Origin of the sequence: Rhodococcus sp. Leaf247 (genome assembly GCF_001426185.1) — a bacterium.
Classification (GTDB): Bacteria; Actinomycetota; Actinomycetes; order Mycobacteriales; family Mycobacteriaceae; genus Rhodococcoides.
Genome location: NZ_LMRP01000001.1, coordinates 570,424 through 588,405 on the forward strand (window position 1 = coordinate 570,424; position 17,982 = coordinate 588,405).

At 67.7% G+C, this 17,982-nt stretch carries 19 protein-coding genes and 2 pseudogenes; 10 read left to right on the top strand and 11 right to left on the bottom strand.

Annotated features, from left to right (window positions below; translation table 11 throughout):
• Positions 1-105: 105 nt before the first annotated feature.
• Entirely contained in the window at positions 106-585 is a 480-nt protein-coding gene (locus tag ASG64_RS02630; RefSeq protein ID WP_056069765.1) for an SRPBCC family protein, read from the top strand.
• 12 nt (positions 586-597) lie between these two features.
• Here ASG64_RS02630 and ASG64_RS02635 read toward each other — a convergent pair whose 3' ends face one another.
• Genes ASG64_RS02635 through ASG64_RS02655 form a run of 5 tightly spaced genes read right to left on the bottom strand, consistent with a single transcriptional unit; the run spans position 598 to position 6,209 of the window.
• Entirely contained in the window at positions 598-2,691 is a 2,094-nt protein-coding gene (locus ASG64_RS02635; protein ID WP_056069768.1) for a xanthine dehydrogenase family protein molybdopterin-binding subunit, read from the bottom strand.
• Positions 2,688-3,689 (bottom strand): FAD binding domain-containing protein, encoded by a 1,002-nt coding sequence (locus ASG64_RS02640; RefSeq protein WP_056069770.1) that lies wholly within the window; start codon positions 3,687-3,689, stop codon positions 2,688-2,690. The genes ASG64_RS02635 and ASG64_RS02640 overlap by 4 nt, the downstream gene beginning before the upstream one ends.
• Entirely contained in the window at positions 3,686-4,237 is a 552-nt protein-coding gene (locus ASG64_RS02645; protein WP_056069774.1) for a 2Fe-2S iron-sulfur cluster-binding protein, read from the bottom strand. The genes ASG64_RS02640 and ASG64_RS02645 overlap by 4 nt, the downstream gene beginning before the upstream one ends.
• Positions 4,238-4,276: 39 nt before the next feature.
• Positions 4,277-5,074: a PIG-L family deacetylase gene (locus ASG64_RS02650; RefSeq protein WP_056069777.1), complete on the bottom strand. Its 798-nt coding sequence runs from the start codon at positions 5,072-5,074 to the stop codon at positions 4,277-4,279.
• Between the two features lie 37 nt (positions 5,075-5,111).
• Complete coding sequence (locus ASG64_RS02655; protein WP_056069780.1) at positions 5,112-6,209, bottom strand: Rv2629 family ribosome hibernation factor; 1,098 nt, start codon at positions 6,207-6,209, stop codon at positions 5,112-5,114.
• A gap of 119 nt (positions 6,210-6,328) precedes the next feature.
• Between ASG64_RS02655 and ASG64_RS02660 the strand changes: the two genes are divergently transcribed.
• On the top strand, positions 6,329-6,679 hold the full coding sequence (locus ASG64_RS02660) for a DUF3140 domain-containing protein (RefSeq protein ID WP_056069783.1): 351 nt from the start codon (positions 6,329-6,331) through the stop codon (positions 6,677-6,679).
• Between the two features lie 246 nt (positions 6,680-6,925).
• Complete coding sequence (locus ASG64_RS02665) at positions 6,926-8,176, top strand: glycosyltransferase (RefSeq protein ID WP_056069785.1); 1,251 nt, start codon at positions 6,926-6,928, stop codon at positions 8,174-8,176.
• A 10-nt stretch (positions 8,177-8,186) separates the two neighbouring features.
• On the opposite strand, the gene ASG64_RS02670 is transcribed toward ASG64_RS02665, so the two are convergent.
• The gene (locus tag ASG64_RS02670) at positions 8,187-9,089 is read right to left on the bottom strand and encodes a glycosyltransferase family 2 protein (RefSeq protein WP_056072525.1); all 903 of its coding nucleotides are present in this window, start codon (positions 9,087-9,089) and stop codon (positions 8,187-8,189) included.
• A 259-nt stretch (positions 9,090-9,348) separates the two neighbouring features.
• On the opposite strand from ASG64_RS02670, the gene ASG64_RS02675 reads away from it, so the two are divergent.
• The 3 genes from ASG64_RS02675 (at position 9,349) to ASG64_RS02685 (ending at position 11,784) form a co-directional block, all read left to right on the top strand.
• Positions 9,349-9,741: an STAS domain-containing protein gene (locus tag ASG64_RS02675; protein ID WP_042573644.1), complete on the top strand. Its 393-nt coding sequence runs from the start codon at positions 9,349-9,351 to the stop codon at positions 9,739-9,741.
• Between the two features lie 50 nt (positions 9,742-9,791).
• Complete coding sequence (locus ASG64_RS02680; RefSeq protein ID WP_052493142.1) at positions 9,792-10,235, top strand: ATP-binding protein; 444 nt, start codon at positions 9,792-9,794, stop codon at positions 10,233-10,235.
• A gap of 130 nt (positions 10,236-10,365) precedes the next feature.
• Positions 10,366-11,784: a PP2C family protein-serine/threonine phosphatase gene (locus tag ASG64_RS02685; protein ID WP_235579467.1), complete on the top strand. Its 1,419-nt coding sequence runs from the start codon at positions 10,366-10,368 to the stop codon at positions 11,782-11,784.
• On the opposite strand, the gene ASG64_RS02690 is transcribed toward ASG64_RS02685, so the two are convergent.
• On the bottom strand, positions 11,764-12,315 hold the full coding sequence (locus ASG64_RS02690) for a CinA family protein (protein ID WP_082518004.1): 552 nt from the start codon (positions 12,313-12,315) through the stop codon (positions 11,764-11,766). The two genes, ASG64_RS02685 and ASG64_RS02690, sit on opposite strands and share 21 nt — an antisense overlap.
• A gap of 117 nt (positions 12,316-12,432) precedes the next feature.
• On the opposite strand from ASG64_RS02690, the gene nadE reads away from it, so the two are divergent.
• Both nadE and ASG64_RS21425 read left to right on the top strand, forming a co-directional pair.
• Positions 12,433-13,257, top strand: a complete 825-nt coding sequence (gene nadE / locus ASG64_RS02695; protein ID WP_042573645.1) for an ammonia-dependent NAD(+) synthetase — start codon at positions 12,433-12,435, stop codon at positions 13,255-13,257.
• Between the two features lie 96 nt (positions 13,258-13,353).
• Positions 13,354-13,512 (top strand): hypothetical protein, encoded by a 159-nt coding sequence (locus ASG64_RS21425; protein WP_156388239.1) that lies wholly within the window; start codon positions 13,354-13,356, stop codon positions 13,510-13,512.
• 65 nt (positions 13,513-13,577) lie between these two features.
• Here the strand turns inward: ASG64_RS21425 and ASG64_RS02700 are convergent, their stop codons facing one another.
• A complete protein-coding gene (locus ASG64_RS02700; RefSeq protein WP_056069788.1) occupies positions 13,578-14,552 on the bottom strand; it encodes a hypothetical protein in 975 nt (324 codons plus the stop codon).
• A gap of 152 nt (positions 14,553-14,704) precedes the next feature.
• On the opposite strand from ASG64_RS02700, the gene ASG64_RS02705 reads away from it, so the two are divergent.
• On the top strand, positions 14,705-14,956 hold the full coding sequence (locus ASG64_RS02705; protein ID WP_056069791.1) for a hypothetical protein: 252 nt from the start codon (positions 14,705-14,707) through the stop codon (positions 14,954-14,956).
• On the opposite strand, the gene ASG64_RS21095 is transcribed toward ASG64_RS02705, so the two are convergent.
• From ASG64_RS21095 to ASG64_RS02715, 3 genes and pseudogenes are all read right to left on the bottom strand, one after another.
• Complete coding sequence (locus tag ASG64_RS21095; protein WP_156388240.1) at positions 14,941-15,783, bottom strand: carboxylate-amine ligase; 843 nt, start codon at positions 15,781-15,783, stop codon at positions 14,941-14,943. The two genes, ASG64_RS02705 and ASG64_RS21095, sit on opposite strands and share 16 nt — an antisense overlap.
• Positions 15,784-15,787: 4 nt before the next feature.
• Positions 15,788-16,063: pseudogene (locus ASG64_RS22290) on the bottom strand (glutamate-cysteine ligase family protein); the annotation flags it as partial.
• Positions 16,064-16,112: 49 nt separating this feature from the next.
• Positions 16,113-16,580 (bottom strand): NUDIX domain-containing protein, encoded by a 468-nt coding sequence (locus ASG64_RS02715; RefSeq protein ID WP_056069796.1) that lies wholly within the window; start codon positions 16,578-16,580, stop codon positions 16,113-16,115.
• A 98-nt stretch (positions 16,581-16,678) separates the two neighbouring features.
• Here ASG64_RS02715 and ASG64_RS02720 point away from each other — a divergent pair.
• Positions 16,679-17,840: pseudogene (locus ASG64_RS02720) on the top strand (catalase); the annotation flags it as partial.
• Between the last annotated feature and the right edge of the window lie 142 nt (positions 17,841-17,982).

Here is a 17,982-nt window from a genome sequence, read left to right on the forward strand (position 1 = left end):
GGCAAATGATGACCCGATGTGTCTACCACCTCCGCTGTTCCTCGAATCCGCGTGACCGTCCGGTAGCGCCTCCGCGGCGGCGGGCGGTGGTCCAGACTGGACGACATGACGGGAACTGCGGACAGGGCCCTGCACATCCACCTGCCGGAAGGCGTGCCGTTCATCGATGTTCGGCGTGAGTTCGACGCACCGGTCTCCGCAGTGTTCCGAGCCCACGCCGAACCCGAACTGGTCGCCCGCTGGCTCGGCCCGGCGGGGTACGAGATGTCGGTCGAGGAGTACGACTTCCGCAGCGGCGGTCGCTATCGCTACATCCATCGTGATCCCGGTGGCGCCGAGTACGCCTTCCACGGCGTGTTCCACACCGTGCGCACCGACGAGTTCGCCGTGCAGACGTTCGAGTACGAGGGCTTCCCCGACGTGGTGAGCATCGAGTTCCTCACCTTCGTCGATCTCGGTGACCGGTGTCGGCTCGAGGGACATTCGGTCTACCCGTCCCTCGACGCGCGCGACGGGATGGCGGCGAGCGGAATGGAGAAGGGCATGCGCGAAGGGTACGAACGGCTCGATCTCCTCCTCGCCTGATCGGCTCGTCGCTCACAGGCGCAGCGCGGGATCCATCTTCTCGACGAGGGTGTCGAGACGGATGGGAAGGTCCCGCACCCGCACACCGCACGCGTGATACACGGCGTTGGCGATGGCTGCTGCCGATCCGACGTTGCCGATCTCGCCGATCCCCTTGCTGCCCATGGGATTGAGATCGTCGTCGTACTCGTCGACCCAGATCGCCTCGATGTCGCGGACGTCGGCGTCCACCGGCACGTGGTACTCCGCGAGGTCCGCATTGAGGAATCCGCCGTGTCGGCGGTCCACGATGCCTTCCTCCATCACAGCCATCCCCAACCCGAAGATCATGCCGCCCATGAGCTGCGACCGCGCCAACCGCGGATTGAGCACGCGCCCCACGGAAAAGACACCGAGCATCCGGTTCACCCGCACCTCGCCGGTGTCCACGTCGACGTGCACCTCGGCGAAATGGGCGCCGAAGGCTTGACGAGCCCTTTCCGCACGCTCCTCGAGATCGTCGGCGGTGTCCGCCAGGACGCTCGCACCGGCGGCCGGGTCACCGTCGGCGACCAGTGCCCGGCAGGCCTTGGTCACCGCCCATCCCCACGACGACGTGCCCGACGATCCGCCGGCACCGGGTGCTGTCGGCAGCGAACTGTCGCCGACGTGGATGTGTACGCGGTCCAGGGAGACACCGAGGGCATCGGCGGCGATCTGCGCCAGAACGGTGCGAGCGCCCGTCCCGATGTCGGACGCGGCGATGGCCACGTCGACCGTGCCGTCACCGCGAGCGGTCGCGCGCGCGGTGCTCGGAGACGTCATGGCCGGGTAGGTCGCCATCGCCACCCCGGTGCCGACCAGCGTCCGCCCCACCCGTCGGATTCCTGGACGCGGATCGCGCTCGGCCCACCCGAATCTGCGGGATCCGTCGTCGAACACCCGGCGGACGGTCCGGGAGGTGTACGCCTGCCCGTCTGCCGGGTCGACCGACGGCTCGTTGCGTAGTCGCAGCTCGATGGGATCCATGCCGAGGGCATAGGCGAGTTCGTCGACCGCGCACTCGAGCCCGAACATGCCGGGGCACTCACCGGGAGCCCGCATCCACCGCGGCGTGCCGACGTCGAGTGCGACGGCGCGGTGGGTCGTCGACACGTCGGCGACGTCGTACACGTGCCGGCTGCCCTCCGAGGTCTGCTCGACGAACTCCATGACCGTCGACGTCTGCTGAAGGGAGTCGTGCAGAAGCGCTGTCATCGAGCCGTCGTGGTCGGCCGAGAGCCGGATGCGCTGGATGGTCGGAGTGCGATAGCCGACGAAGTCGAAGGTCGACCGGCGCGGCACGGGGAACGACACGGGCCGACCCACGACGGACGACGCCATCACCGCCACCACCGCGTTCGGCCGTGTGCTTCCCTTCGACCCGAATCCTCCCCCGACATGTTCGGCGACGACGCGCACTCGGCCGGGCTCGAGGTGGAAGAGTTCGGCCAGATCTCCGGCCACTCCCGACGGCGCCTGGGTGGAGTCCCACACCGTCAGCGTGGACTTGTCCTCGCTCCAGGACGCGATCGTGGCGTGCGGCTCCATCGGCGCGTTGTGCTCGGCCGGTGTCGTGTACCGGACGTCGACGCGCACCGGGGACGCGTCGAATCGTGCCTCCGGCTCCCCCTTGACGACGTCGGTGTCGAAGCCCGCGTTGACCTGTTCGGGAGCGTAGATGCCCGGGTGATGTTCTCGTAGCTCGTTGTCGCACTGCCTGCTCTCGTACGTCACGTCGACTGCCGACGCCGCGTCCTGGGCCTGCTCCAGCGTGTCCGCCACGACGACGGCGACGATCTGCCCGCGGTAGGAGACTGCGTCGGACTGCAGGACCTGGAGTTCGCCGTCCCCGGGGTCACCCAGCGTCGGGGCGTTGCCGTGCCAGAGCACGTCCAGAACACCCGGAAGCGCCAATGCTGATGCACGATCGACGTCGACCACCCGCCCGGCAGGAACGGTCGCCCCGACGATGACCGCGTAGGCAAGAGATCCGCCGACATCCTTGTATTCCGCCGCGTATCGTGCTGCGCCGGTGACTTTCTCGCGGCCCTCGAGCCTCACGACGGGCGTTCCCATGACGGTCATCGACGGGCCTCGTCGGCAGCGACGTCGGACAGGGACATCACGGTCGACGCCGCGGTCGATGCGACGAGCGACATCTTGTAGTTGTTGTCCGGGAACGTGTGCGCGGCACCGAGCTCGTGCTCCATCGCCGCCACCACCGCGGCGCGGGACGGAATCGAACCGAGCAGATCGTTCTCGGCGATCGTCGCCCGCCACGGTTTGTGCGCCACACCGCCCAACGCGATCCGCACGGTCGTGAAGACACCGTTCTCCACCACCACCACAGCGGCGACTGACACCACGGCGAAGGCGTACGACGCTCGGTCCCGCACCTTGCGGTAGGTCGAGCGCGCACCGGACGGGAGCGGCGGAATGTCGAGGTGGCTGACCCACTCCCCGTCCCGCAGTGTCGAGTCCCGTTCCGGGGTGGATTCGGGTAGACGATGCAGATCGGCGAATCGGATCTCTCGGATCCCGTCCGTTCCGACGACACCGACGGTGGGGTCGAGGACCGCGAGGCCCACCGCCATGTCCGACGGGTGGGTGGCGATGCAGTACTGCGACGCGCCCAGCACCGCGGCGTTGCGGCGATCGCCCTCGAGAGCGGAGCATCCCGACCCCGGTTCGCGCTTGTTGCACGCAGTATCGACGTTCATGAAGTACGGGCAGCGAGTGCGCTGGAACAGGTTGCCACCGGTGGTCGCCATGTTCCGGAGCTGGCCCGACGCGCCCGACAACAGGGCGCGTGACAGCACCGGATACTGCGAGCGCACGACCGGATCGGCGGCCAGATCACTGTTGCGCACCAGCGCTCCGACGCGCAGACCACTGTCCGCGTTCCACTGCGTCTCGGCCAGGGCGAGGCCCGTGATGTCGATCAGTCGATCCGGTGTCTCGACGCCCAGCTTCATGAGATCGACCAGATTGGTGCCACCGGCCAGCACCCGCGTCGCTCCCTGTGCCAGTGCCGGCGCCACGGACGCCGCGTCCTCGGCCCTGTCGTAGGCGAATGTCTTCACGCCTCGACCCCTACGGTGGTGGCGTCGCGGGGCGGCATGTTCTCCCGCACCGCGGCGACGATGTTGGCGTACGCGCCGCAGCGACAGATGTTGCCGCTCATGCGCTCTCGTATCTCGTCGTCGGTCGAGACCGCCGCGCTGTCGAGGTCGTCGGTGACCGCGCTCGGCCACCCGCTCTTCATCTCGTCCACCACGGCGACCGCGGAGCAGATCTGACCGGGCGTGCAGTAGCCGCACTGGAACGCGTCGTTGTCGAGGAAGGACGCCTGCATCGGGTGCAGGTCGTCGCCGTCCGCAAGACCTTCGACGGTCGTGATGTCGTCACCCTGCGCCGCGACGGCCAGGGTGAGACAACTGGTGATGCGGCGGCCCCCGGACAGCACCGTGCAGGAGCCGCACTGTCCGCGATCGCACCCCTTCTTGGAGCCCGTCAGGCCGAGCCTCTCGCGGAGTGCGTCGAGGAGTGTCGTGCGGACGTCGCACTCGACTCGATGCTGCTCCCCGTTGACGGTGAGGATGACGCTGACGTCCTGAGTGACCTGGCTCATAGCCTCCGGTCTACCCGGCGGACCCGAGGCCAAACCGTCTCACAAGGGCAGCGCGGTCTCCTTCACCGTCCGCGGCGCATCGACGGCGGGCACGATCCGGCGGAACCACTCGGTCCCGAAGGCCGATGCGAGATCCGCGTCGGACATCGGGATGAACGGGCCGAAGTCGCCGATCTGCGATTCGTGCACCACCATCGCCGCACGCTTGGCGGCCAGCACGCCCGTCACGTCGACGGCCGTGGTCAGCTCCGACTCCGGAAGTCCGAAGGACTCGATGTCGAGCTGGGGCGCCTCGTCGTTCTCGGACGGATCCCAGTTGGGATTGGCCGCCATCATCTCGCGCATACGGTCGCGGTTCATCGTCCCCTCGTAGACGAACGGCACCGAGGCGAGCTCCGCCGCACGAACTCCGACGTGATGCACCTGCACATGGTCGGGATGGCCGTAGCCGCCGTTGGGGTCGTACACCGTCAGCACGCGGGCCTGCTCCTCGTCGAGGACGTCGGCAAGACGACGAGCAGCCTCCTCCACCGGCGCATTGGCGAAGGCGATCGGGTTGTCGTTGCCGTCAGTTCCCGCCATTCCGGAGTCCGCGTATCCGAGCATGACCACTCGCTGGACACCGAGTATTTCTGCGGACCGCTCGAGCTCGAGTCGACGCCGATCGTGCAGCGATTCACCGTCCGCGAGCAGTCCTTCCGGGAACTCTCCCAGCGCACCGTCCGTGGCGGTCACCAGAACGACGCGGTGGCCGGCATCGGCCGCTGCACGCATGATGCCGCCGGTGCCGAACACCTCGTCGTCGGGATGGGCATGGAAGCACACCAACACACTCATCGCCAGATCGTCGCACGGAGCGCGCTGCGGCCCGCGATCAGACGGCGTATCTGCGCAGCCCTTCGATGCCGTCGCGCGGACTGATCCTCTCGTCGACCCGGATCACCTCGGCGTCGATGTGCAGCGCGCCGTACGGAACGGCCTCGTCGGCCCGCAATGTGCGGGTCGGTGACACGCCGAACGCCGACAGCGCATCGGGGTCCGGGGCGATCATGGTGGGTGACTCGTCCGAGACCACGGTGACGTCGGGAAGATCACCGATCAGCACCGTCGCGAGGCTGCCGTCGCGGAGCGCCGCGCAGACGTCGTCCACCCCGTCGATCGCCAGTCCCGACCCGCGACCGAGCTCCGCGGACCACGTCTGCGCGGCGTCGTCCATCGCGGCGAGACGTCGACGCTCGATCTCCTCGTCGATCGCGCGGCCGAGCTCCTCGCTGTGGTCACCGCTGCCGCGCGCCCCGATGTCCAGGTCGACGACGACGTCGGCCGTCCGCTCCGGGAGTGCGCCACGGAGATCGGACCGCGAGCGGACCTCACCGGCGACGAACACGACATCGAGTGCCCGCTGGTCCACCAGCTCGGTCACCCGGTCCGCCACCGCGCCCACGTTGCGTCTCGCCGCGTCGTCGGTCCGACGCTGCGGGGTGCCGTACCCGGCGGACTCCGCCCCGGCGGCCTGGTGGATCGGTCCGGACACCGCGTCGACCGTCTCCTGGTGGGTTCCGCCGCTGCTCTGCACGGTGATGTCGGCCCCTGCATGGTCCACCCATGCGAGGAGGTAGCTCAGGTTTGCCGGCCCGTGATCGAACAGCGGCACGAGGTAGGGCAACTCGGAGACCCGGACCTCGGTTCGGACCGGCGGGCCGATCAGTCGCTCGTCGATCAGCACCGTCGATCCCGCGGCGATCAATCCGCGACCGCTCCGCCCGACGGCCGGCGGCGCGTCCAGCACCGCAGCGCGGAGAGCGTCCACCGTCTCCTCCGACGAGGAGTTCCGTCGGAGCTCCTCCTCGATCCCCCGCCACGACAGTTCGAGGCGGGTCCGGCCGTCCTCGGTGTCGTGGGAGTCCTCGAAGTAGACGGACACGAACGGTTCGCTCGACTCGGTCAACGTACGCAATGAATTCGGATGCATCGGTGCCTCCTACGGTCGAATGGTCTCGGCCGCATGGCTGCCCGTCACGCAACGAGTCAAACGGCGGCACTGCTCCCGGGCCAGGATTGCGACCCTCCGGTGCGGGGAACGTCCGGTCGATGACGGATACGAAGAAGAGCGGAACCCCCGACGGCCTGGACGACATCTGGGACGACTGGAACGACGCGGTGAACATGACCAGGAAGGAACTCTCGGACTGGTTGGCAACGGACGAATCCAAGTCGGTCGGTGACTCGAAGGACGGCGAGTCGACAGGACACGAGATGGGTCGACGGATCACCGACATCCTGGACACGAAGAAATCGGATCTGACCGACGACGACGTCAAGGCGATGCACAAGGTCGTCGGCTACGTCCATCGGCACCGCGCGCAGGGGCCGTCGAAGGACGTGGAGCACTCGCGCTGGCGCTACTCCTTGATGAACTGGGGTAACGATCCCCTGAAGTAGGGGGCAGGTATTCGGAGCAGGTAGTCCGGTCGGATGTTTTCTTCACACGATCCGGGTTATACCTCGGAGATGTCCGAATCCATGTCGGTGCTGCTGTGGCACGTTCACGGCTAGTGGGCGTGCGCGTCCTTCGCTGACGCCGACGACACGACTTGCCGACCGCTCGACCCGCACCACCGACAGAAAGGGACGTCGTTCAGTCACCAGCGACGTCTCGCAACCGTTGTTCCGAGGGACGGATTCCTCATGCGTATCGCCATGGTGTCTGAACACGCAAGCCCGCTCGCCGCGCTCGGCGGCATCGACGCGGGAGGCCAGAACGTCCACGTCGCGGCATTGGCTGCCGCTCTCGTCGACCGGGGCCACGACGTCTCCGTCTTCACTCGACGAGACTCGACCGACCTCCCCGACGACGTCACCGCCCCCGACGGCTACCGGGTCGTCCACGTGCCGGCCGGTCCACCCGCACCGATAGCCAAGGACGATTTGCTGCCGTTCATGGGCGATTTCGCCGCCGGTCTGTCCGAGCACTGGATGGCGGATCGTCCGGACGTGGTGCACGCACACTTCTGGATGTCGGGTCTCGCGACCCAACTCGCCGCCGGCCCCCTCGCCATCCCGACCGTCGTGACCTTCCGTGCGCTCGGTGTAGTCAAGAAGCGGCACCAAGGCACTCGGGACACCTCTCCCCCGAGCCGCACGAAGATCGAAAGGCTCATCGCACGCAGCGCGGACCACGTAATTGCCACCTGCTCCGACGAGGTGACGGAACTCGTCCGGATGGGCATCCCGCGACGCCGAATTTCGGTGGTGCCGTGCGGTGTCGACCTCGAACAGTTCCAACCCGCAGCGATAGCATCGGCCGACCCGACTCGCCGAGGACGCCTCGTCGCGGTGGGCAGACTGGTGCCGCGCAAGGGCTTCGACCTGGCGATCGCAGCCTTCGCCTCGGTCCCCGACACCGACCTGATCATTGCCGGCGGCGAGCGTAGCGACGTCTCCGACGATGCCGAGGCCAAACGCCTCAAGCAGATCGCCGCCGCTCACGGCGTGGCCGACCGCGTGCGCCTCGTCGGGCAGGTATCGCACGAGTCGATGCCCGACCTTCTCCGGTCGGCGGACATCGTGGTCTGCACGCCCACCTACGAGCCGTTCGGCATCGTTCCGCTCGAGGCGATGGCGTGCGGCATCCCGGTGGTCGCCACCGCGGTCGGTGGGTTCCTGGACACCGTGATCGACGGGGTCACCGGTGTCCTAGTGCACCGCCGGACACCCGCCGCAGTGGCCGACGCCGTGCGTCGACTACTCGCCGACGAGGGTCGCCGCACCGGGTACGGCATGTCGGCCGCCGACCGCGCCCACGCGCGCTACTCGTGGGAGCAGATCGCCGTGGACACCGAACGTGTCCTTCGATCACTGTTGCCGGAACCGGTTGTCGCGCAGCACGCCGAGATGGCCGAGGACGGAACGAGAGACGGTCGCCTGGACCTCGTGTGAGGCCGTGCTGCTATCCCACGTAGCGACGGGCCGCGGATCGGGACTGGGGTTCCTCGAGTAGGACGAGACCCCGTTCCACGGCCGGCGGTACGGGCTTGCGATGACGAATGACCCACCCGGCCGACATCATCGCCTCCCACACCGCCGATGCCGTCGCGCGGTCGCGGGGAGCCGACCGGAGCACCGCGACCGTTCTACGGACAGCGCTCCGAACGGGCCGCCGCAACCACAACGTCCACAGCGTGTTCCGGATACCGGGTTGGCGTCGACGGGTCGCATCCCGGCTGACCGACGGCTCGTGCTCGATGACCATGTGTTCTTCCCACACCATCCACCACCCGGCGGCAGCGAGATCGAGCGCGAGCAGTTCTTCCTCGCCGCCGAGCCACATCCTCTCGCAGAATCCACCCACCCGCCGGAACGCCGAGACGCGAATCATCGTCAGCCCCGCCATGATTCCGAGCAGCGCCGGCCCCGGCAGCCAGGAGGGTCCCTCGATCGGACTGTCCCGGAACTCGGCCGTGATCGGATCCTCGACCAGCGACGGGGCGACCAGACATTTTCCCGTGACCGTGGCGACGGCCGGGTAGGCGTCGAGACGCGCTGCCCCCAGGGACAGCGCACCCTCCTGCCATCGCGTGTCGTCGTCGCAGAACGCCACGTAGGGCGTCGTGACGATGTCGACGGCGCGGTTGCGTGCGACCCCGCCGAGGTTCTCCGACAGCGCCAGGAGCCGCACCTCGGGGAACAGGTCCCGGACCATCTCGACCGTGCCGTCCGTGGAGGCGTTGTCCACCAACACGATCGGAGTCTCGTCGGACAGCGAGGTCATGTGTTTCAGTGTCCGTTCCAGCTCCGCTCGACGGTTGTGCGTGATCATGACGACGGTGACGCGATCAGCAACCTCGGTCATGCGCGGACCTCCTCGGTCATGCTCGGGCCTCGTCGCTCGGTGGTGGCCCGCAGTCGCGGGCAGGGAGCCGGTCGACAGGACGGTGCTCCAGGCGATGTCCACGGGGTGACCGGGTCCGTGGGAGACAGTTCATCGCACGCCGTTACCCCCGTGACGGCCCGTCAAACCGGACGTGCGAGAGTTCGAGCCGGTGTGGCATCGGTCGGACTCGGCTGCTTGAATGGCCTTTCTGGACCGAACACCGAAAGGCAGGCATCCGATGTCGATCGCCGAGAACACCACGGACGCATTCCGTGTCGACACCGAATGGCACGACGACGCAGCCGTTCTGACTGTCGTGGGCGAACTCGATCTGGCCACCGCGCCGATACTTCAGGACGCGGTCGATGCCGTGCGCACCACAGCGTCGGGTGCTCTCGTCATCGATCTCACGGGCGTCGACTTCCTCGCGTCCGCAGGGATGACCGTGTTGGTCACCTCTCATCAGGCGGTCGGCGAGAACGTCGCTTTCGCGGTCGTCGCCCGCGGTGCGGCAACGGCTCGACCTCTGCAGTTGGTCGGTCTCGACGAGACCTTCCCGGTTCTCGACACCCGCGAGGCGGCCTTGGCGGCCGTCCGTTCGTCCGGGTCGCGCGCGACCGATCCCGCATGAGCGGTGCTCCCGGTGTGAGGACTGGTCACGCGTGGGGTACTCCTGCACCTGTGATCGACGACGCGACGACCGAGCACCGCCATCCGCCCACCCAGTTGTCGTTGACCGATCTGGACGCCGAGCCCCAGCGCATCACCGATGCTCGGGTGCGGTTCGGCGCCTGGCTCCGGCACACGCCGTTCGATTCGACACGGGCCTACGACATCGTCCTGGCCGTGTACGAGGCGATGGCCAACGTCGTCGAACACGCGTACGGACCGGCGGCCACGGGCCGCGGTCGACGCGTCTTCGATCTCCAGGCCACCTTCGATGCCCCACGCCTGGAGGTCGCTGTGCGCGACCACGGCACCTGGTCCGAGTCGTCGCCGGGCCCGCTGCGCGGCCGGGGTCTGCCTCTCATCGAGACGCTGTCCGACGACGTGACGTTGTCTTCCGCGGATTCGGGAACCACCGTGACGATGGCGTGGGATGTCGACGCGGCACCCGGGAGATGAACACCGGGTGGGAGATCGACACCGGCGGCCTCGTCTCGTAGACTTCCCGTAACTGCTGAGGCCCCATACGGAGCCTTGTCTCCTCCAGCCCCGGGGAGAGCACCCTCGCTCTCGTTCTTCCGGAGGCCCCATGACTGCACTTCATCCCCGTCAGGTCGTCCCGGCCGATAACGCACCGTCGAGGCCGATCTACGCCTCGCATCCGATCGACGCCGCCCATGTCTTCGACTCCCCGAGGCGTGCATCGTCGCGAACCGCGATGGAACCGATCGACCTCGGTCCCGATCCAGCGCATTCCGCCGAGCTGGCACGTCTCGCAGCACTGGCACGCTACGACGTCGAGCACACCGCCGCGGACGGCGCCTTCGCTCGCATCGCTCGCCTCGCCGCTCGGTGGTTCGACGCTCCGTACGCCTCGGTGTCCATCATCGACGCCGATCTGGTGCGCTTCACCGCCACCTACGGCGACGGACTGCCCGACCACACGGAACGTCACGACGCCCTCTGCACGATGGCCATGACGCACGACGGCCCCTTCGTCGCAGCGGACACGCTGGCTGATCCGTCCACCGCCGGCAGCGCCTTCGTCCGTGGTGAGCTGGGCATCCGCTTCTATGCGGGCGCACCGATCGTCACGGCCGACGGATTCCGTCTCGGCACCGTCAACGTGTACGACGTCACTCCACGTAGCGTGTCCGACGATCGTGCGGATATCCTCATGGAGCTCGCCGACATTGCCATGGACGAGTTCGAGCTGCGCCTGTCCGCGGCGACGAAGGTCCGCGCCGAGCGCGAGTTGCGGACCAGAGCCGAATCGGATGCGGCGATCATCGGTGACTACGCCGCGGTACTCCAGCGAACGCTGTTGCCGCCGTCGCTCCCCACGATCGAGGGCCTCACGCTGGCGTCGCACTATCACGCGTCGTCGCCGTTGCAGGTCGGTGGTGACTTCTACGACGTCTTCGCGTTGGGCAACGACCGGTGGGCGTTCTTCCTCGGCGACGTGCAGGGTCACGGCGCCGGCGCTGCGGCGGTCACGTCGTTGGTGCGCTACACCCTGCGCGCGGCGGCACTGCACCACGAGGACCCCACCGAGGGACTCGCGGAGCTCAACCGCCTGCTCCTGATGGACACCTCGCACCAGCGCTTCTGCACGGTGCTGTTCGGCTTCATCACTCCGGACCCCCGCGGCGGGTTCCGCGTCACTCTCGCAACGGGAGGGCATCCGCCCGCCTTGCTGCTCGACCCTGCGCGCGGAGAAGTGCACGAGATCCGTTCCAGCACGGGCATGTTCGTCGGCGCTCTCGAGAACGCCACGTTCAGCTCGTGCAGTTTCCGGCTCGAGGAGGGGCAGACCCTGCTCCTCTACACGGACGGCATCACCGAGGCGCGCCCCGACGGCCGGACGATGTTCGGCGAGGACGGACTCGCACAGTTCACGCAGGCCCGCCTCGGCTTGTCCACGGCGAAGGTGGTCGAGGATCTGGTCGCCCTGATCCCCGACCTCTCCCCGATCGACGACATCGCGCTACTGGCTCTCGGAGCCTGACCGGGCGTGGTCGCGCAGCAGGCGTAGCGCACGTTCGATGGTCGCCGCGAGGACGTCCTTCGGGTCGCCCTCGAAAACGACGCGTTCCGCGCTGACGGTCCCGTGGTCGTCGACCCCGAACCAGACAGTGCCGGGGGGCACGTCCTCCATCGTCTCGGGTCCGGCCTCACCGGTGACGGCCACGGTGAGGTTCGCGCCGGTCGCGGATGCCACCCCGCTGGCCATGGCGGTCGCTGCCTCCTCGCTCACGACGGGGCCCCGCGGAACCTGCAGGAGCGTGTACTTGTCCTCGCTCGCGTAGGCGACGACCGAGCCGCGGAACCAGGTGCCCGACGACGGGGCGCGACCCAGGTTGGCGGCGATGTTCCCGGCGGTCAGTGATTCGGCGGTGGCGATACGAAGGTCGCGCGAGAGTGCGAGGTCCGCTATCTCGGAACAGATCTCGGCGAGATCGTCGTCGGTGTCGACTCGCTGTTCCGGTTCGGCCGCGTCCGCCTCGATGAGCTCGTCGCTCTCGGTGTGTTGCGACATCTCTGGTCGATCCCCTCTGGAGAATGTGTGGACCTCCGGACATTCCCGGTCTCGTCGGCGGCAAACACTTCGTTCCCGCAGTGTCACATCGGGCGGATCGGCGCTAGCGTTGGTCTCATGCCGACTCTTCGCGACACCATCCGAACCGAACTCGAGGTCCGCCCGACCATCGATCCCGCAGCGGAGATCGACACGCGTGTGGGCTTTCTCGCCGATTACGCCGTCGCCACCGGCACCGCGGGCTTCGTGCTCGGTATCAGCGGCGGGCAGGACAGCACGCTCGTCGGACGCCTGTGCCAACTCGCGGCGGAACGTGTCCGCGCGAGCGGAGGAAAGGCGGAGTTCGTCGCCGTACGGCTCCCCTACGGCACCCAGGCGGACGAGGACGATGCGACCATCGCACTCGACTTCATCCAGCCCGACACCACGGCGACGGTCGACATCAAGGCATCGGTGGACGGCGCCGCCGGTGCCGCGGCCGCAGCCCTGGGAGTCGATCGGCTGCGCGACTTCGTCCGCGGCAACATCAAAGCGCGGGAACGCATGGTCGCCCAGTACGCGCTGGCAGGCGAGCGCAATCTGCTGGTCGTCGGCACCGACCACGCGGCCGAGGCCGTCACCGGCTTCTTCACCAAGTACGGCGACGGCGGAGTCGACCTCACCCCGGTCACCGGTCTGACCAAGAGGCAGGGCGCTGCATTGCTGCGTGAGCTGGGAGCGCCCGAGAGCACGTGGAAGAAGGTTCCGACGGCAGACCTCGAGGACGATCGGCCGGCGCTTCCGGACGAGGAAGCCCTGGGCGTGACCTACGCCCAGATCGACGCCTACCTCGAGGGCGAGGACGTTCCGGACGACGCCGCTGCGACCATCGAGAACTGGTTCCTCAAGACGCGGCACAAGCGGACCACACCGGTCACCCCCAGCGAGACCTGGTGGCGTTGACGACGGTGTGTACAGGTCCCGATCGGGGTAACCCCTGTCACAGCGCTCGAGAAGTGAGGCGTCGACACATCGAGGTGTTTCGACAGGAGTGAGAAGATGGATACCGACACAGTCGTCTGGACCGATCCGAGTCCGCGGCAGGAATGGTGGGAAGCAGTCATGGCGCGGTGTGGAACCGGCAGCCTCCCCGACCGATCGGGGCGCGAACCCGTGCCCCGCGACACCGGACCTCGCACCACCGTGACACGCAACTAGGTAGCACCCATGAGAAGTGCCCCCGAGGATCCGTCCTCGGGGGCACTTCTCACGTTCGGGGTCGATCAGGAGATGCCGACGATGTCCTTAGCCAGGGCAGCCAGACGAGTCTGCGCTGCCGAGACCACCGAGTGGCGGTTCTTGTTGCGCTCCTCGTAGGCGACCACCGTGCGGAGATCCGACGGGTCGGTCAGTTCCTTGATCTCCGCGACGGCAGCGGAGACGTTCAGGGAGTCGTAGTCGTCGATCGGCAGTTCCTGCTCGTCGAGCGTCCCACCGGCCGCACGCGTGCGGTGGATGGCGTCGGCGACACCGGTGGCGCCGCCCTCACGTGTCACGTCCTCGGCCGTCTCGAGAGCAGCGTCGCGGCTCGCGGTGACAGTGTCGACGGCGAGCTCGGTGGCACGCTGGCCTCGACCGATGAGAGTCGACACCTTGGCGGGGACGTCCTTGGCCGTGCCGACCACGCGGTCGACGCCCCGGCTCGACCAGGTGACGGGAGTGTTGATCAGACGCACTGCAGCACCGGTCGCTGCCTGGATGGGCGTGCGGCGCAGGGCGGCGGGGCCACCTAGAGCATCTTCCGCGAGGACTGTGGTGAGCCACTCGACGGTTGCCGAGTGCGCGGTGACGAGGTCGTCGGCCAGCGACACCACCGCGGGCGCGGAGGCAGTCGTGGCGAGCGCCTTCACGTAGCGCGAGCGGTCGAGGAGCTGGTGTTCGAGAGCGAGGTCTCCCAGCAGTGCCTCGTCGAAGGGCTGTGCCTGCTCACCGATCGACTTGAGCAGCGCACTGAGCCGTCCGACGACGGGTGCGACGACGCCGGGGAAACCGCCGAGGTCGCGGATGGTGGCGTCGATGCGAGCAGCGCGATCGCGACCGTTGGACGCGTTCTGCAGCAGCTCGTCGCGGACAGCTTCCGTCCGTGCCTGCGCAACGCGGGTCTCGGCGACCTGCACCTCGGTGTTGGTGAGTGCGAGAAGCGCGCGCAACTGGGCGACGAGTGTCGCCCGGTCGGTGTGTGCGGTGGTGCTGACCATGTGTTGTCCCCCTGTGAGTAGGTGGTAGGAGTTCGGTGCCAGAGCAGCCTGAACGACCGCCCCGCGTCATTCGGTGACACCGGACGGTTACCCGTCGGTACGACGGGGAAAACGTGTGACGAGGCACATGCCCCACGATCGAAGGAGATCTCATGGCAGACGAACTGGACGCGAAGCTCGACTCCGTACAGGAGAAGATCGACGAGGCGAAGCAGGCCGCGGGCGACATTCCGGAACAACGTGACGGCGGAGCCGACCAGGACGACCTGCACCACACCCCGGACGGCGCCGGCGAGCAGACGGGCGATGCGGCCGAGGCGACGCTCGACGAGTTCCGCAATTCCGACGGTGAGCGCGACGAAGGGATGACCGAAGGCGGCGGCGGAGGTCAGGGAGCCGCCTGAACACCGACCGAGTGCGGCACGGCGAGAGATGTCGCCACCTCGGGCACGCTCGATCCCGCGGCGAGCATCTCTCGCTGGCGGCGTGCACCGTTCCCGCGCGCCAGGAGCGCGTCGATGTGGGTCTCCACCGACTCGAGGTCGCCGGTCACGGTCAGGGCGTCTCGCACACGCGCCACCAGATCGGCGAGTCGAGACGCGGCCGGCAGGACGATTCCGGTCGCGGGATCCACGGCGTCCCCGTCCAGTCCGTCGTGAGCGGCGAGCCAGTACGCCCGCCGCAATCTGCTGTCCGGAACGACGGGTGCATCGACTTCCGGATCGACACTCATGACCAGAGCGCGACACAGACGTGCGAGAAGAAGGGTGTCGGCACTGTCGGCAGGAACATCCGCGACGCGTATCTCGACGGTCGGTAGTCGCCGCGACGGTAGGACATCCCAGTAGACCATCCCGTCGTCGAGAATCGTTCCCGCGCGGATCATCTCGGAGACCTCGCGGTCGTACTCCGCCTCGGACCGCAGGTGTGGAGGCGGGCCCGCGCTGAGCCATCGCGACCATTGCACCGATCGCCAACTGGCGTACCCCGTGTCGACTCCGTCGTAGATCGGGGAGTTCGCGGATACCGCGAGCAGTGTCGGCAACCACGGTCGGACAGCCGTAGCGACAGCCACCGCGTGGGCTCGGGACTGCACGGCCACGTGCACATGGCATCCGCAGACTACTGCCTGATCGGCGATCGGCCCGAAGCGCTCGGCGATACGGCGATACGGCGATACGGCGATACCGCGAGTCGTCGGCCACCGTCGTCCGCACCTGCCCCGGCGGATGCACGGGGGCGATTCCCATCGGCACGCCCACCGCGCCGTGTCTCGCCGACGCGTCCCCGACTGCGGCGCGAGAGGTGGTCAAGGCCTCGGCCAGATCGTCCATGTCCGTGACCACCGGGCTGGTGGTCTCCACCTGGCATGCCGTCAGCTCCATGTCCAGCGTGATCCCCGAACGCGACTCGCTCGTCGCAGCCACCTCGCGGTTGCACTCCAGAGGCGACGCTGTCCGGGGGTCGAGGAGCAGGAACTCCTCCTCCGCCCCGACGGTAGGTACATCCATACGCCGAGCAATGCCTACGCACGGATGGGGCAAACTCGTGACCTGCGCCTCAGGTGCCCCGGATGTGACGATCCAGTGTGTCGAGCAACGGACGTTGGCCCACCAGGATGCGCAGTCGAGCGGACTCGGAGTCGCACCACTCCACCCGATCGACCTCGGGAAACACCATCCGACGCCCCGATGTCGGGGGCCACTGCATCTCCACCTCGTTGCTGACGGCGGTCGACGGATCGAAATCGCCGCGCACGGCGAACGCGCGGACGGTCTTCGCGCGCGACTGTGTGACCGTGCCCAGGTCGATCCACTCCCCGCTCGGCACCGGCGACCCCAACTCTTCCTCGAACTCGCGGGCGGCCGCCGATCGAGCATCCTCGGTCTCCGCGTCGTACTCGCCCTTGGGAACCGACCAGGCACCGGCGTCCTTCCGAGACCAGAACGGACCACCGGGGTGCGCCAGCAGAACTTCCAGGTTCGTCGGCTCGCCGCGGAAGAGCAGAATTCCGGCGCTCGTCTTCATCCTGCCCATTGTTCGTGACGACGTTTCTCCGCCCGGAGGGCGGGTACGCGGTCCGTTGCACCGAACGAACACGACAGAGCCACGAGGGAGTCGAGCACATGACAGACGTTGCGTCGCAGGGATCTACACCCGACGACGACCGGGACATCCTGACCGATCGTCAGGGGCACCCCGTCTACGACAACCAGAACCAACGCACCGTGGGCTCGCGAGGCCCGGCGACACTCGAGAATTACCATTTCCTCGAAAAGATCAGCCATTTCGATCGCGAGCGCATCCCCGAACGCGTCGTCCACGCCCGCGGCGCCGTCGCCTACGGCTACTTCGAGGCCACCGGGAAGTGGGGCGACGAGCCCATCGAGAGGTACACCCGCGCCAAGCTGTTCGCCGAGGCCGGCAAGCGAACGGATCTCGCCATCAGGTTCTCGACCGTGATCGGCGGACGCGATTCGTCGGAAGCCGCACGGGACCCGCGCGGTTTCGCGATCAAGTTCTACACCGAGGACGGCAACTGGGACCTCGTCGGCAACAACCTCGGGGTCTTCTTCATCCGCGATGCCATCAAGTCCCCGGACGTCATCCACGCGCTCAAGCCCGACCCGGTGACGTTCCGCCAGGAACCGGCGCGCATCTTCGACTTCATGTCGCAGACGCCCGAGGCGACGCACATGCTCGTGAACCTGTTCTCGCCCCGCGGGATTCCGGCCAACTATCGGACCCAGCAGGGCTTCGGCGTCAACACCTACAAGTGGGTCAACGCGGAGGGCGAGACCCACCTGGTGAAATACCACTGGATCCCGAAGGCCGGTGTCTCGTCTCTGACCGAGGCCGACGCCGCTGTCGTCCAGGGCCAGGATCTCGGCCACGCGAGCAAGGATCTGTACGACCACATCGAGAACGGCGACTACCCGGAATGGGAATTGCGCGTTCAGCTCATGAGCGACGACGAGCACCCGGAGCTGAACTTCGACCCGTTGGACGACACCAAGGTCTGGCCGGAGAACGAGTTCCCGCCGAAGGTCGTCGGCCGCACGGTTCTCGACCGCAACGTCTCGAACCATTTCACCGAGAACGAGCAGATCTCCTTCGGCACCGGCGTTCTGGTGGACGGGCTCGATTTCTCCGACGACAAGATGCTCGTGGGTCGTACGTTCTCCTACTCCGACACCCAGCTACCGGGTGGGGCCGAACTACCTGCAGCTTCCGGTGAACCAGCCGAAGAACGCGTCCGTCGCCACCAATCAGCAGGGCGGCCAGATGCAGTACGCGGTGGACCGTAACGGGGGCAATCCCCATGTCAACTACGAGCCGTCCATCACCGGCGGGCTGCGTGAAGCGCAGTACCCGACGCACGACGAGCAGGGTCCGGAGATCTCGGGTCGCCTCACCCGCAAGCGGATCG

What these genes read in the sequence shown, in the direction of transcription:
- ASG64_RS02630 (WP_056069765.1), top strand. Translation starts at nt 106, where the DNA reads ATGACGGGAACTGCGGACAGGGCCCTGCACATCCACCTGCCGGAAGGC.
- ASG64_RS02635 (WP_056069768.1), bottom strand. Translation starts at nt 2,691, where the DNA reads ATGACCGTCATGGGAACGCCCGTCGTGAGGCTCGAGGGCCGCGAGAAA.
- ASG64_RS02645 (WP_056069774.1), bottom strand. Translation starts at nt 4,237, where the DNA reads ATGAGCCAGGTCACTCAGGACGTCAGCGTCATCCTCACCGTCAACGGG.
- ASG64_RS02650 (WP_056069777.1), bottom strand. Translation starts at nt 5,074, where the DNA reads ATGAGTGTGTTGGTGTGCTTCCATGCCCATCCCGACGACGAGGTGTTC.
- ASG64_RS02655 (WP_056069780.1), bottom strand. Translation starts at nt 6,209, where the DNA reads ATGCATCCGAATTCATTGCGTACGTTGACCGAGTCGAGCGAACCGTTC.
- ASG64_RS02660 (WP_056069783.1), top strand. Translation starts at nt 6,329, where the DNA reads ATGACGGATACGAAGAAGAGCGGAACCCCCGACGGCCTGGACGACATC.
- ASG64_RS02665 (WP_056069785.1), top strand. Translation starts at nt 6,926, where the DNA reads ATGCGTATCGCCATGGTGTCTGAACACGCAAGCCCGCTCGCCGCGCTC.
- ASG64_RS02670 (WP_056072525.1), bottom strand. Translation starts at nt 9,089, where the DNA reads ATGACCGAGGTTGCTGATCGCGTCACCGTCGTCATGATCACGCACAAC.
- ASG64_RS02675 (WP_042573644.1), top strand. Translation starts at nt 9,349, where the DNA reads ATGTCGATCGCCGAGAACACCACGGACGCATTCCGTGTCGACACCGAA.
- ASG64_RS02685 (WP_235579467.1), top strand. Translation starts at nt 10,366, where the DNA reads ATGACTGCACTTCATCCCCGTCAGGTCGTCCCGGCCGATAACGCACCG.
- ASG64_RS02690 (WP_082518004.1), bottom strand. Translation starts at nt 12,315, where the DNA reads ATGTCGCAACACACCGAGAGCGACGAGCTCATCGAGGCGGACGCGGCC.
- nadE (WP_042573645.1), top strand. Translation starts at nt 12,433, where the DNA reads ATGCCGACTCTTCGCGACACCATCCGAACCGAACTCGAGGTCCGCCCG.
- ASG64_RS21425 (WP_156388239.1), top strand. Translation starts at nt 13,354, where the DNA reads ATGGATACCGACACAGTCGTCTGGACCGATCCGAGTCCGCGGCAGGAA.
- ASG64_RS02700 (WP_056069788.1), bottom strand. Translation starts at nt 14,552, where the DNA reads ATGGTCAGCACCACCGCACACACCGACCGGGCGACACTCGTCGCCCAG.
- ASG64_RS02705 (WP_056069791.1), top strand. Translation starts at nt 14,705, where the DNA reads ATGGCAGACGAACTGGACGCGAAGCTCGACTCCGTACAGGAGAAGATC.
- ASG64_RS02715 (WP_056069796.1), bottom strand. Translation starts at nt 16,580, where the DNA reads ATGAAGACGAGCGCCGGAATTCTGCTCTTCCGCGGCGAGCCGACGAAC.